This is a genomic window from Thermococcus sp. GR6, assembly GCF_012027415.1.
GTDB lineage: Archaea > Methanobacteriota_B > Thermococci > Thermococcales > Thermococcaceae > Thermococcus > Thermococcus onnurineus.
This window is the reverse complement of sequence record NZ_SNUM01000002.1, coordinates 282,993-297,353: the sequence shown is the minus strand read 5'-3', so window position 1 is coordinate 297,353 and position 14,361 is coordinate 282,993. Positions and strand designations below refer to the sequence as shown.

Below are 14,361 nucleotides of genomic sequence, written 5' to 3'. Positions count from 1 at the left end.
AATATATATGATTAACGCTAGGAACCAAAAAACTCGTCCAGGCTTATGCCCTTCTTGGGCTTCTTCATCTTGGACTTCTCCTTCCTGATGTCCTTCTCAAGACCTTCAGAAGGCTTGGTCTTTTTCTCAGCTTTTTTAGACTTCTTTTCAGCTTTCGTCTTGGCTTTTGACTTCTCAGCCTTTTTCTTGAGCTTCCCGTTGGCCTTAAGCTCGTCAAGGTAGCCGTTCCTGCCGTTGGACTTGCCGGTCCTAGCCTTTATCATCTTCTCGCAGATGTCAGCGGAGAAGCCCATCAAAGTCCTCTGCCTCTCCGGAAAGACGTTCTCAAAGAGGCTCTTGATGTCCTTTTCTGTCATGCATATCCTCTGCCTCGTGTAGTCCAGCACGTTGTACCGCGTAACCAACATCTTGGCCGTCGGCAGGTACTTCTCAATTGCACCTTTGCTGACGGTCAGGACGATTTTGCCGCCGCACTTGGGGCACTTGCCGGTAAGCGGTGGCCTCCGGTACTTCGTGTTGCACTTGACGCAGCGGAACTCCTGTCTGGTGAAGCTCCTGAGGTTGCCCCTCAGGTCTGGAACGAGGTGGGAGTTGATTATCGTCTCGGCAACGTGGTGCTCGTCAACCGCGCGAATACGCTCCGCCAAAGCCAGCTGGCGGGCGACCTTCTCCTCCATGTCGCCGAGCTGTTTGTACAGGCTCATCTTCGGGCCGAGGCCGATGTCATCAGTGTCGTGGGTGAACTTTATGCCCTCGTACATCTCGGGCTTTCCTAGGCGGTCCTCAACGCGCTCGATGAACTTTATCTCCTTGGGCGATTTCATCTCGTAAGTCGCCGCGTAGAACTCGAGCGGATAATACCTGACAACGTCCATGTTGTGGACCTCACTGTCCACCTCGCGCGGGTCAAGGCGGGTGGTAACAACCAGCGGCGCGTCCATCTTCCCACCGCGCTTCTCGGGCAGGTAGTACTTGCTGAAGTTCAGGAGGGCATCGAGGAGGAGCATTACCGCGTCCTCGTCGCCGTCGCATTGGTGTGTTACAATATTTTCATTTACTAGAACATTATGGTAGTCCTTAGCGTTTAATGAGAACACAAAGTCATCTTTAGGTTTGAGGTATTCGATGCGTTTGACCTTTACAACCCAGCCATATTCGTTCGAGTAGCGATCCTGATTGCTAACCTTAGTCTCATGGAGTGAATAAACATCATTTTTACGTTCACTGATAAACCCAATCTCCCTAAAGAACCTGTGGTAATGTTCACCGGCAATGTTAAGGGCATAGACGGTAGAGACCGGAGGCTCACGTCCACGCCGTACATGATACAGCCTACCCCTGGCGTTGCCCCGGTTGGCGTTTTTATCAACGGTGTAATATCCTCTGATTCCGAATTTCGAGAGAAGTAAGGTTTCAATGTCCTCCAGAAGGGACTTGTTAACACTGTAGGCAACAACCCTTGGAGCGGTTCTAAGGGCACTTCCGTCCCCCTCAAAGTAGGCCCTCAGCATCTCTGCAACGGCGTCTCTGGGCAGGGTGTAGACGATTGGGGGAACGCGCTTGGTGTGTGCACTCGTTCCGGCTTTGAGAACCTCGGTGAAGAGGAGATACAGGATGCGCGAGCCGACGGTTACCTTTTCTCCACGCTCGTAGATTCCGAAGCCATCGCCAAAGGCCTCCCTTAGAGCCATTTTCAGGTCGTCGTGAACCTCCTCGTCGGCTATTGAGAAGCTTATCTGGTAAACGCTGTCGCTCTTCCTCGCGTAGCCCTCGGCGAGGTAGTAGCCAAGGACCCGCATCAGGGGCTTTACCGGGACGAATCTCCTTATCGCAACCCTGTCGCGCTTGAAAGCGAGCCTGCAGTCCGGAACGTCAGTTAGTTTTAGACCCTTCTCCTTCAGCACTTTGAAAAGCTCACTTAGGGGTACTGAATCCCGCCTGAGGTAGTCCGACTTAACCCCAGCCCCAATCGAGGACAGCCACCGCGAGAGTCCGCGAACCATTATCGAGTCCCACAACGGCCCAAAGTTCTCATCGGAAAAGGCCTCAAGGAGGTCGAGATTCTCAACCTCAACTTCATCAAACTCAATCCTTGGAACGAGTATCCTGTCACCCCCCTTCACCTCAAAGGCTCTCTTCTCTACGAACCTTCCACCCTCGTAGACTAGAACTGGATGGTCAACGGTAGTCTCGAACTCCCTTCCAAGCTCCAGCTCGAACCTTATCAGGTGATCAGTACTCGGCACCTTTATGACATCCTCGATGTCAGTAAGAACCACTTTTCCGCTCTCCGGATCGAAGGAGTAGACCTTAACGTCAACCTTCGGTCTCTTCCTGACGTAAACCATGTTCTCGTAGTGTTCATCCTCGAAGAGCTCGTAGAGCTCTCTAAGCGTTATCCTCATTGGCATTCCGTCAATCTGGACGAGTATCCTTGTGTCGCCCGGGAAGCAGTTCCTTCTCTTCGCGGCATGATAATACGGGTGAGCATAACCAACCAGCACGTCGGAAAAGCCTATTATCCTGCCAATGATTCCGGCAGACGTGTGGGGGGCAAGACCGATGACGAGGTGGCCTATCAAATCCTCCATCTTCTCGGCGTCGTAGAACCTCGGCAGTCCGTAGAACTTCTCAAGCAGGTCATCTATGAAGCGTGCGACTTTGAGGAGGTATCTGCCAGCCTCGTAGGAGAGGATTACGTCCTGCACCTTGAGCTCGACTATCTGGTCGTCCCGCTCTAACGGTTTACCCTCGAAGTCATGGATGTAGCCGAGCTCACGGAGCTTCTCAACGCTTACACCTATCTCCCGCGGCTTGAAGTGGGTTATCGGGGCATCGGTGGCGTCGAAACGGATTGTACCATCTTTAAAGACGTAGACGTCGTTCTTGGCCCTGAGGAGGCCTTTCTCTAAAGGTTCAGCCATCTTGTAGCCTGAGGTCATTCCCTGGACGCCCTTGAGCTTGTCTATGCCGTAGACCTTGACGTTCTCCATGGCAGCGCGGAGAAGCTCAGAGGGTTTTATCCTCCGCCTAGCATAGGGCTTGAGCTCAATCCCACACTTCGGACACCGGAAGTCGAAGTTATCGGCCTCATCCTCGGGGTAATCGGTGTTGCACTTCGGGCAGTGCCAGAGAAGCTCTTTCCTCGTTCCGCAACTCGGACATATATGTTCTGGCCCAACGTGGCCGCATTTTGGACACTTGAAGAAGGCTATCTCCACCTCCGTAGTCTTGCCTTCTTCGGCGGCCTTCTTTATGTCACGGGAGCTTCCACCGGCGAGACCGATCGGGAAGAGCACCTGAACAGGTGGCTTCATCTTCCTCTCTTTGGCCTTCTCGGGCCTGCCCATTCTCGCGCCGATCCAGCTTATACCCCGATCGCGGAGCTTAATCCTATTGCCCTTGTTGATGATGTCAATTACTGTGTGGAAGGGCTTGGCCTTGAATTCCCACTCGAGGTTGCCGAGGGGAGTCAGTAATGCGGCACTCCAGGGATATTCGATTACGATAACCTTCTTCCGATCTTCCGTCCGCTCCAATCGGTGCGGAAGGCCCAAAAGCTCGAGGTAGCGCTTTATCTTCGAGTCGTTGTCGAGGACGACTTTTCTCGCGAACTTGTTTTTCATGTGCTCGTCCCACTCGATTTGAGCGCCGAGAAGGGCCTTCTGGAGATCCTCAACTTCCTCCGGCTTTAGTGTGTTCCAGTAGAGGATGTAGTAGGGGTGGAAGGGAATGTCGAGAACCTTGGAGATGTGTATGGCTTCTTCAATGCTCGGCCTGACGCGGAGAGGGTCTTTAAGTAGCCTTTCAAGGAAGTCAGGATCAAGCTCGATGTATTCAGCGGCCTCTTCTACCGCCTCGCGTGGGTTGTCCTCGAAGGGCTTCAGCTCGACCTCGTAGATATCCGCGATGGCTTTAGCAAACTCCTGAATCCACCATTCTTCAGCGTAGTTGGCAGGCAAGAGAGTCTGATTGTTCTCAACAAAGTCGCCGAAGTTGACAAGGGCGTCGCCGACGTAGAGTATCTCCTCGATTTTGTCGCGGATTTTGAGGGCGGTTTGATAGTCGTCAACTCTGATAACCGAGCCATCCTTGAGCTTGACTATCGGGCCTTCGACGGTGGTTGCGGGGGTTACGATACAGCCCTTTCCGGGGCGTTCAGTCTTCATCTGCGTGCCTATGGCTATGAACTCGTCGAGGATGAGCATGGTTGCAGGATTGACGCTCCAGGTTGCGAAGCCACTAACCCTCGAACGGCCGTATCTAAGCCTGAAGCCACCGTTAGTGGAGGGTTCGGCGAAGAGCGGCCTGCCACCGATTATCTCCTTCGTGTACTTCTTGTTGGGGGCGATATTGGCCCTGAACTTCTCGTAGAGTTCGTAGTAGAAGCCCTTCTCAATTTTCTCCTCAACTTTCTCAGTGGGAGCTTCTTCACCGGCGCTCTCGACCTTCTCTTCCTTGACCTCAGCTTTGCCTTTCTCCTTCGCCTCGACGAACTCCTTTATCCAGTCCCAGCCCTCTATGCCCATCTTGTCAATGTACTTGACGAGCTTCTTGGCCTTCTGGAGGACACCTTCAGCAAGAACGAGGATTGCACCGCCGCGCAGGTGGTTGGTCTCCACTCCAGGGACATCGCGGTGGGAAACTTCAACCTTGTCGGTCTCTTCGCCGGTTATCTCTATGGGGATGTTCTTCATGGCAAGTCTTACTTCGTCTGCCTCCGGATGATACTGGAGCCTCGTAACTGCCCGGTGGTAGAGGTCTATCTCCTCAACCATTCTCTCAATGTGCTTCTCGCTCGGCTTGAACCTGTCGAGGCCGAGCTTTTTTCTCACGTAATCGCCAACGAGAACACTCAAAGCCTGGGCCGTTCCACCAGAGCTTCTTATTGGCCCGGCATAGTAGAGGGCTAAGTACTCACTCCCATCAGCCCACTCGTTGCGCTTGATTTTAACGTCGGCTATTCCTTCCAGCGGGGCGGAAACGATGCCCTCAGTGAGAATAGCAAGAGCCGTCCTTACCGCCTGCTCTGCGTATTTCTCCTTGCTCCCAAGGTCACCGAATTTGCCATCTATTATCTCGTCAACGACCTTAAGGGCGGCCAGTTCCTTTCCATACTCTTTGACGAGCGCCCTAATCCTCTCGGCAACGCCTGGAGGGCCAACGAGGCTTTCGACACGACCGGCCATGTCAGTAGCTTGAGGAACCTCAACATCGGTGCTCGGGTCCTTACCCTGGGCGCGGGCCCTTCTCGCTATCTCGTAGGCCCTATCGATCTCGCGCTGGAGAGATTCAAAGTAAGCCTTCATTTCTTCAGAATACAGCTCGGCCATTGTCAAACACCCTCACAGTACTGGTCAAAGTGCACAACGGCCCTCAAACGGGCGGTTTCCACATCGATTATTGGAACCCTTGCAGGGGTAGGAACGATGTTCACCATCTTCTGGAACTCCGTCTGGGCCTGCCATGTGCCGGTGTTTATCAAAAAGACGCCGTTGTAAATCTTATACTGCATAACGTGGACGTGGCCGGCCTGGAAAAGGTCTGGAACGCTCTCTATGACAAGGGTATCCTCCGGATCCGGAGCTATTGGCACCTTCTCACCGAAGGTTGGTGCAAGGTGGCGGAGCTTGAGGAGGTCGAGCATTGCCTCCGCAGGCCTGTGGTGGGTTCTGTTCGGGATAAAGCTGACGACGTCCTCTATCCCCCTTCCGTGAGCTATGAGAAAGTCCCTGCCGTGAAGCCTTACCACCGCAGGATTGCTTATTATGACCGCGTTCTTGAGCTTAAGGAGAGGTCTGGCATATTCTTCGTAAAAGCCCGGCTGAGGAAGGGCCGTTCTGGCCGCATCATGGTTGCCCGGGCCAATAAACATTGTTATATGGCCCGGCACGTTGGAGAGGAGGTTCGCCAAAGCCTCGTACTGGTCGAAAATGTCAGGAATAGCAAGCTCGTTGTACTGGCCGGGATAGATGCCTATGCCATCAACGACGTCGCCAGCGATTATCATGTACTTAATCCGGCTCACGAGCTCCTCCTCGGCCCTGTTGTTGACATCTCCGTTGAGCCACTCGAGGAAGCGCATAAAGGCTTTCTCGCAGAACTTATTGCTTCCGACGTGGATGTCACTGAGCAGAACAGCGTAGACCTTTTCCTCAAGGGGCGGCTTTTCGCGCTTGAACTTTGGAACGTCCGGCAGGTAAATCTTATCCGCGAAGAAGATGCCCCTTCCAGAGTAGCGACCCCTGAAGGCCACCACAGCGTCGGGCATTATCTCGAAGAACTTCTTCGAGTCCTCGTTGTTGCGGTTTATGAAGACCTTGATTATTCCCGTGTTGTCCTCAACCTCGAACATGAAACCCTTAGCAGTCTCCCTCTTAGAGTTCACGAGGCCGATTATCGTGACGTCATCATCGGTTCTAACGTAACTTAGCTTGGCTATGTCTATCACACTGCCTATCTCCGGATTCTCGCGAAGAATACGGCGCATCTTCTTGAGCCTGCTCCTGAAGTAGTCCGCATAGACCTTGATTATTATCTCCCCCTCCTTGCCCCGGGCGTCCTTGGCCTTCGGAATGGTGAACTTGACGTCCTTGACATCGAAGGCAATTTCGTAATCCTCTGGGATCTCTTTGGCCCTGTAGTAGAAGCCTTCCTTTGGAGATATCCTAAAGTCAGAATAGACTGAATAGCTCTTCTCTTCTTCAGGAACCTCCTCGACGTAGGCTATCGGGACACCGTAGTCACCGTAGACTATCCTCGGCTTGACGCCGTTATCGGCCTCCCCACTGCTCACGTAGCTGGGGACATTGCCATTGTCGTTTCCAGTCGGAGCCTCTTCGACTGAAAGTCCCCCTTCCACTGGAAGGGTTTCATCAGCAACCTCAGAAATGGAGGCCTCTATGACTTCAGTTTCAGATTCAGAGTCACCTATAAGGGGGGATTCCCCCAGAGTTCCAGTGGAAATATAACTCTCCCCCCCAGAAAAGTTGGGCTCTTCTTGCCCCAACGAACTCATTTCAGACATATCACCCCCGCTTTCAGAGGAGGTTCCAGTGGAAATAGAAGTCCCTTTGTCAGCACTATGAACAGCAGCCACAGTTGTTAGTTCGAGTATTTCTCCACCCACAGCAGACGATTCGACAGTTCCAGGAGTTTCAACAAGCATTTCAGCTTCAGAAGCCATATCTTCTGAAGTTTGCTCTTCAACATGGGGGTGGGATTCTGTAGAAGAAGAGATCGAACTTTCCAATGGAGCCATGCCCTTCTCCATGAGAAACTCCCTGGCGACGGTGGAGTCTATTACAAAGGTACCCCTTGCCTTGGCGAACTTGATGAGCTCAGCGAGAGTAAAGTCCTTCTTATAGCCATCAACGAGGAGGTAATAGGCCGACGGGGTGATTAGATAGTTGTTAGCCATTAAATCCTTAATCAGACCCATCAGAGCAGCCTCCTCTGGCGGGACATGCTTATAGTGAGTACCGTCTGGAGCTGGTGATCATGACGGTATATGTTCTTGACCTTATAAGGAGTTACGTTGAGCCTTATCTCCTTGGTTCTACCATAGCGGCCCTTGCTGACGACCTTGGCGTTTATGATGCCGAGCATATCTAGTTCATTTATTAAATCACTCACGCGCCTCTGAGTTAGCGGTTCAAGGTCTATGTGGTCGCAGAGGGACTTGTAGACAGAATAGACGTCGCCAGTGTTTGCGGGCAGCTCGCCGTTCTCGTCCAGGAGAACGATAGCATAGAGGAGAACCTTTGAGTGGAGCGGAAGAGTCTTTATGACCTCCTCCATGGTGTCCTGCTCTATCTTCTCTTGGGCCTTCCAGACGTGGCGCTCGGTTACCTTGCTCGCCCCTTCGCGCTCGGCTATTTCTCCAGCGACGCGGAGCAGGTCGAGGGCACGCCTTGCATCACCGTGCTCGCGGGCTGCCAAGGCAGCACAGAGGGGAACTACACCGTCATCGAGAACACCTTCGTTGAAGGCATCCTTAGCACGCTGCATGAGTATATCCCGCAGCTGATTGGCGTCGTAAGGTGGGAAGACAACCTCCTCCTCGCTTAGACTTGAGAGAACGCGCGGGTCCAGGTAGTCCTTGAACTTGAGGTCGTTGGATATGCCAATTATGCTAACCTTCGCCCGGTGAAGTTCGGTGTTTATCCTCGTGAGAGAGTAAAGAATATCGTCACCGCTCTTTTTGATGAGTTTGTCAATCTCATCGAGGACTATGATGACGAAGCGCTCTTTGGCATCTATGACCGCCTTGAGCTTGGAGTACACCTCATCGGTCGGCCATCCTACGAGCGGAACTTCAACGCCACTCTCCTCGCGGAAGTGGTTCACGATGTTGGCAAGAACACGGTACTGTGTGTCGACTATCTCGCAGTTGACATAGATAACATCAACGGGAACGTTGTACTTTTGGGATATCTTCTTCAGCTCCTCTGTGACGAACTTTATGGTGACGGTCTTACCAGTACCGGTTTTGCCGTAGACGAAAACGTTGGAAGGAGTTTCACCTCTAAGAACCGGAACGAGGATGTGCGCAAGGTTCTCAATCTGTTCACGCCTGTGAGGAAGCTCTCTGGGCGTATAGCTATGCCTTAAAACCTCCTTATTCTTGAAAATCTTCTTGGCATGAAGATACTTCTCGAAGATTGAATCAAGGTAATTGTCGTCCATCAGCACCACCCATTCCACTGGAAATCCAGCTCCAGCCGTGATTATTGTACAGAGCTCCGAATCACAGTTGGAACGTATGACAATTTTAAAGACAATAACTGTAAATCATACGACTTCATCATTGTGATCATGAACGCTAAACATGTGCTCCACAGGAAGCACCGGATACAGAGGAAAGCGTAGGTAGTGAGCTTCAGGGGTTTATATGCCTTGTTGAACAGAGGGATGTAAAAAGAATAGAGGGCCAACAGAAAAATCGTCAGAGATATATTGTGTTGTCCTGTTCACGAGAGTTAGCCTCTTCCTGGGCCTCGAATATCTCTTTGAGCAGCCGTTTGGCATCGGCTTCAGGCATTCCGACTTTAACCACCAGGAAGCGGAGAAGTTCTTCCCGTGTAGCCCCTTTCTGAAGCCTCTCGAAGATCATCCAGACAATGCGGTCAAACACATCCTGGGCAAAGGCCTCCTCTAAGCCAAGGGCCTCGACGGCCGATTGAAGACCTATCAGAAGTGACGTCAGGGCATCATTGAACTCGGCCTTACCCATGGATTTCTTGTCGAGGTCCACACGGAGGTATATCTCATCGTTCATCCCGGAGAGTGTGAATTTCATGAGGTTGACTCTATCATTGAGCAGGAGAAGCGTGTGGTAAATCTTCAAGCGCTCGTCTTTCGTCATGGAAATGGTCTCCAGACGAAAAGGAACTATCAGATGGACAAAGTCATCAGAGAACATCACGATAAGGCTAAATGGCATACGGGGATGCTCAGCAACGTAAGCGTTCTGACCGACGTTTTTTATGACCCAATGGAGATCCACAATGTCCTTAGCGTTGTCGTCACCATCCCTAAGCCAGCTGAGAACTTGATTCTCAATATCTTCCACTGGAATCACCAAGGGAACTTTCGATTCGAAACTTAATAACGGTATCGTTCCAGCGGAAACTGGAGGGGTCAAAGAACATAATAGTGCATCAAATATTTACATTCGAAAATGAACAATAGCATCCAGAGGGGCATTTCCACTGAAAGAAGAATGAACATTTTTGGACAGAAAATCATGTACACTGACGCTCCAAATTGTACTATTTTGATAAACATGTGTATTAAACACAAGACATAACATTAAACGGTTTTGTAGTCCCCCAGAGTTCTGTTTCCGGTGGAGGCGGACTTTGGCTACTCCCATGCTGCTCTTCTGTTCTTGGTGAAACTCTCCCGCTTTCTTTACAATTCCTGATATTTATATTTTTTCATGAACAATGTTCATAAAAAATCTCAAACTCATAAAGGTTATGAAAATTAGTCTAAATATTCAAAGAGTAGATTTAAAATCTGTTGATTTTATGTTTGTAATGTCCTTTATAAATTGGGCTTTCTGTTTTTTCTGGCATGTAATCCATCCATTCTCCGAAATTGGGTTCCAGTGGAAATGAAACTCTGGGGGGTCTTTCAGATAATCATCGAAAAAGACCTTTGTTTCCAGTGGAAATCTAACTCCATTACTGGACACCACAAAGCATTAATGATACTTTTTTAAACCTGCCAACGATAGTGTACAACATGATTCCAGTACCCCTCGTTAGAAGACTCTTGAAGCTCAAGATTCGGGTGAGCAGGAACAAGCTTCTCCTAATTGCTACTGTGGTTCTGGGACTGGCGTTAGCTTTTGCGGGTCTGTTCATGTATTTGGAGGGTGTGGACTTCTTTACCGCGTTCTACTGGGCAATAATAACCATGGCCACGATCGGCTATGGGGACATAATCCCCCAAACCGAAGCCGGCCGGATAGTAGCTATGATAGCCGCTGTCGCTGGAATCTCGACTTTCACCGCCCTGGTTTCCATTCTAGCTGAATACTTCATTTCATCGTCTTTGAGGAGGATGACGGGCATGCACCGCGTAAGGTATTCTAGACATTACGTTGTCATAGGTCAGGGAAGTAGCGTTCCCAGCTGTGTGAGTGAGCTCATGTCGGCGATTTCCTCTGGAGATGCTGATGCAAGACCGATAGTCGTTGTTCTCCCCAGTGAAGAGGAGCGCAAAAAACTGGAACTTCCGGAAGAGGTGGAGGTTCTCATTGGCGACCCCACGAATAGAGAGACTCTTGAGAGGGCCAAGATAGGGGATGCGTCCTATGTGATACTTTCCCTCGAGGACGACTCGAAGTCTGTCTTCACAACCCTAATGATAAAGCGCATATCTGATGCAAAAGTCTTCGTGGAAGCACTGAAGCCAGAGAGCGTCGAGCTGCTTAAGCAGGCAGGTGCCGACAGGGTTATAACAAGCAGGAGCCTCGCGGGCAGGCTTTTAGCGAGTTCAGTCTTCGAACCCGAAGTCGTTGATGTCATAGATGACCTGACGACCACCTCCCGGGGCTATGACATATCCACCATTGTAAGGAAGGACCTCTGGGGTGTTCCCTACATCGAGGCGTTTCAGAAGCTTTATTCGGAGGGCTACTTCCTCGTCGGTTACTACACTGATAGGGCTATCCTCGGACCCAATCTCAATGAACCCATCCCGGAGGGGGCAAAACTGCTCGTGATAAGGAGTGTTGTTTCCACTGGAAAAGGCTGAACTCCTGGGATTTTTGGGCTTTTGCTTTATTGTCCTGTGCTCACTCCACCAAATTTGGCCAATTTGATGGTCTTTTGGCTTTAGAACCAAAATCTTAAAAGTTCCTTTCCCTGAGAAAAGTATATAACCCTCCAGTTTTTTACCCCTATGGAAGGTAGTCGTAGCGGGTGAGTGGGATGCCGAAGAAAAAGAAGGCTGAGGATGAAATAAAAGAGCTCGAGGAGTTTGAGGAGCTCGACGTTGTTGAGGAGTCATCATCAAGCTCAACCAAGAAGAAGCAGAAAGAGATTAAGACGTTAGAGGATCTTCCGGGCGTTGGTCCTGCCACTGCCGAGAAGCTCCGCGAGGCCGGCTACGACAGCATTGAGGCCATAGCCGTTGCATCTCCGATGGAGCTTAAAGAGATAGCCGGCATAAGCGAGGGGGCGGCACTCAAGATAATCCAAGCTGCCAGAGAAGCAGCCAACATAGGAACCTTCATGCGCGCCGACGAGTACATGGAAAAGCGGAGGACCATAGGCAAGATATCCACCGGGAGCAAGAGCCTCGATAAGCTGGTCGGCGGCGGTATAGAAACCCAGGCCATAACCGAGGTCTTTGGTGAGTTTGGAAGCGGTAAGACCCAGCTGGCCCATACTCTGGCAGTAATGGTTCAGCTCCCGCCAGAGGAAGGTGGACTTCAAGGTTCGGTCATCTGGATAGACACGGAGAACACTTTCAGGCCCGAGAGAATACGGCAGATTGCTGAAAACCGCGGTCTCGATCCGGAGGAGGTCCTCAAGAACATCTATGTTGCAAGGGCATTCAACAGCAACCACCAGATGCTTCTTGTCGAGAGAGCAGAGGAGATAATCAAGGAGAAGGCCGAGACTGAGAGGCCCGTCAAGCTGCTCGTCATAGATTCGCTTATGGCTCACTTCAGAAGTGAGTACGTTGGAAGAGGAACTCTCGCCGAGAGGCAGCAGAAGCTGGCAAAGCACTTAGCAGACCTTCACCGCATTGCTGACCTCTACGACATAGCAGTCTTCGTCACCAACCAGGTCCAGGCGAAACCCGACGCCTTCTTCGGCGATCCGACGAGGCCCGTTGGAGGTCATATACTCGCACACTCCGCGACGCTGAGGATATACCTCAGGAAGGGCAAGGCTGGAAAGCGCGTCGCCAGGCTCATAGACAGCCCGCACCTGCCCGAGGGAGAGGCAATATTCCGCATCACCGACAAGGGCGTCGAGGATTAATTTGTTTCCTTATTGTTTTTAATGTTGGCGTTTGTAGGTTTGGGTAGTCTAACCATAGCGGGATTGAGCAGTTTCGGGTCAGGATATGAGACACCGTCGTAGGTGATGATACCATGAATCTTACGTTGGCTGGAAATATAATCTCGGCTCTGATGTTTCCTTTGCTTTTATATTATGCAATCTCGGCCGTAAAATCTCGGGAATTCGGGAAGCCTCAAACCTGGGCAGTACTTGCGGCTCTTTTTATGTCGGTTCGGGGAATATACAGCACTGCGGTTTATTTTAATATCATTCAGTTTTATCTGTTTGTCGATGAATTGCTTAATACATTGGCTGTGGTATCTGTGATTCCAATGTTGCTTACAGTAAGAAGAAAGGGAATGACTAACAAATCAGAGGGAGAAACTTTCCAGGACTATAATCAGTCAGACCACGAAAATAAACGGAAGCTGATTTTTTGAGTTTAAAATGGTTCAGCTTTAAAAATTCTGGTTCGTTCCGTGAGTATTACTTGGTTTCATTGGTAGTGCACTGGGTTTATTTGTTAGTGTCAAAGGTAATCAACTCAGGATTACCCTTAATAGTGTATCTTTGGCTTTTTAGTCGGATGGACTGTTGTGAGTTTTGGATTATCCAAAGGTGGTAGGTAACTATATGCGTTCACTGTTTAAAGTTCCTTTTTAAGACTTCACTTTTATAAACCCCTCTTCTTTACCTCTTCCCATGTCAAAAGTTGAGGCAGTGACGAACCCCTCTCGCGAGGAACTCCTCGGGATAATCGATTCCGCGCTATCAAAGGAGGCCATGCTGACGATTTTTGCCCGGTGTAAGGTTCACTACGACGGCAGGGCTAAGAGCGAGCTCGGCTCCGGGGATAGGGTCATAATCGTCAAGCCGGATGGTGCTTTTCTCATCCACCAGAGCAAGAAGCGTGAGCCTGTCAACTGGCAGCCGCCTGGAAGCTTCGTAACCGTCGAGGAGCGCGATGGGATTATTGTCCTCCGATCCGTAAGAAGGAAGCCCAAAGAAATCCTTGAAGTTGAGCTGGAGGAGGTTTACCTCGCCTCCCTCTTTAAGGCCGAGGACTACGAGGAGCTGGCATTAACCGGCAGCGAGGCTGAGATGGCGGAGATGATATTCAAAAACCCCGAGCTAATTGAGCCTGGCTTCAAGCCCCTCTTCCGCGAGAAGCCCATTGGCCACGGCATAGTGGACATCCTTGGAAGGGATAGGGAGGGCAACCTCGTGGTTCTGGAGCTCAAGCGCAGGAGGGCAGACCTCCACGCGGTGAGTCAGCTCAAGCGCTACGTCGAGGCTTTGAGGGCTGAGCACCCAGCCGTCAGGGGAATTCTCGTCGCACCTTCGCTTACCTCTGGCGCTAAGAAGCTCCTTGAAAAAGAAGGTCTGGAATTCAGAAGGGTTCAGCCGCCCAAGAGGGAAAGCGTAGCTAAGGGCAGGCAAACGACGCTGTTTTAGCCAATGTCCATCTCCTGCGGGAGCATCTCCCTGACCCTGACGAGCAGAATTGTATTCTTCTTCCTTATCTCTACGATTCTTCCCAGTCCCAGCAGCCTCACCTGCGCCCTGCAGACTGTGATTTCCCTTTCGTCACTCTCCTCCCATGGAATGCGCTGCTCCATGCTCTCGAGTTTTAGCAACTCAGCGAGGAGTCCTTCCGTTCCGATGGTTATATCCTGGTAGGTTTCGTATGTGAGAAAGACCCTTCCCAGCTCGCGCGCCCTTTCGAGGGCTACGACGTTCCTCGCGCTTCTGATTTCCAGCGTCTTGTAGGGGCTTCTGAGGAGCTCATCCAGAACGCGTCTTGCGATTCCAGCTAAGGTCACCGCCTCCATGC

10 protein-coding genes are annotated in these 14,361 nt (G+C 51.0%); 4 read left to right on the top strand and 6 right to left on the bottom strand.

The genetic code is table 11. The annotated features are described in order from the left end of the window. Nucleotides 1–17: 17 nt before the first annotated feature. The 5 genes from E3E32_RS07740 to E3E32_RS07720 form a co-directional block, all read right to left on the bottom strand. Nucleotides 18–5,333 (bottom strand): DNA-directed DNA polymerase II large subunit, encoded by a 5,316-nt coding sequence (locus E3E32_RS07740; protein ID WP_167731249.1) that lies wholly within the window; start codon nucleotides 5,331–5,333, stop codon nucleotides 18–20. Nucleotides 5,334–5,335: 2 nt separating this feature from the next. Next, complete coding sequence (locus E3E32_RS07735; protein WP_167731248.1) at nucleotides 5,336–7,441, bottom strand: DNA-directed DNA polymerase II small subunit; 2,106 nt, start codon at nucleotides 7,439–7,441, stop codon at nucleotides 5,336–5,338. After that, nucleotides 7,441–8,688, bottom strand: a complete 1,248-nt coding sequence (locus E3E32_RS07730) for an ORC1-type DNA replication protein (protein ID WP_012572606.1) — start codon at nucleotides 8,686–8,688, stop codon at nucleotides 7,441–7,443. Before E3E32_RS07730 ends, E3E32_RS07735 begins: the two co-directional genes overlap by 1 nt. Nucleotides 8,689–8,947: 259 nt before the next feature. Further along, complete coding sequence (locus E3E32_RS07725; protein ID WP_167731593.1) at nucleotides 8,948–9,574, bottom strand: DNA-binding protein; 627 nt, start codon at nucleotides 9,572–9,574, stop codon at nucleotides 8,948–8,950. Between the two features lie 429 nt (nucleotides 9,575–10,003). After that, a complete protein-coding gene (locus tag E3E32_RS07720; RefSeq protein WP_167731247.1) occupies nucleotides 10,004–10,201 on the bottom strand; it encodes a hypothetical protein in 198 nt (65 codons plus the stop codon). Nucleotides 10,202–10,251: 50 nt separating this feature from the next. Here E3E32_RS07720 and E3E32_RS07715 point away from each other — a divergent pair, with 50 nt between their 5' ends. From E3E32_RS07715 to nucS, 4 genes are all read left to right on the top strand, one after another. After that, entirely contained in the window at nucleotides 10,252–11,268 is a 1,017-nt protein-coding gene (locus tag E3E32_RS07715) for a TrkA family potassium uptake protein (protein ID WP_167731246.1), read from the top strand. Between the two features lie 176 nt (nucleotides 11,269–11,444). Then, on the top strand, nucleotides 11,445–12,506 hold the full coding sequence (gene radA, locus E3E32_RS07710; RefSeq protein WP_167731245.1) for a DNA repair and recombination protein RadA: 1,062 nt from the start codon (nucleotides 11,445–11,447) through the stop codon (nucleotides 12,504–12,506). Between the two features lie 113 nt (nucleotides 12,507–12,619). Next, complete coding sequence (locus E3E32_RS07705) at nucleotides 12,620–12,967, top strand: hypothetical protein (protein WP_167731244.1); 348 nt, start codon at nucleotides 12,620–12,622, stop codon at nucleotides 12,965–12,967. Between the two features lie 262 nt (nucleotides 12,968–13,229). After that, nucleotides 13,230–13,982, top strand: coding sequence for an endonuclease NucS (gene nucS, locus E3E32_RS07700; protein WP_167731243.1), 753 nt, complete (start codon nucleotides 13,230–13,232; stop codon nucleotides 13,980–13,982). Here nucS and E3E32_RS07695 read toward each other — a convergent pair. Further along, entirely contained in the window at nucleotides 13,979–14,359 is a 381-nt protein-coding gene (locus E3E32_RS07695; protein WP_167711217.1) for a DUF473 domain-containing protein, read from the bottom strand. The genes nucS and E3E32_RS07695 overlap by 4 nt on opposite strands. Nucleotides 14,360–14,361 lie beyond the last annotated feature (2 nt).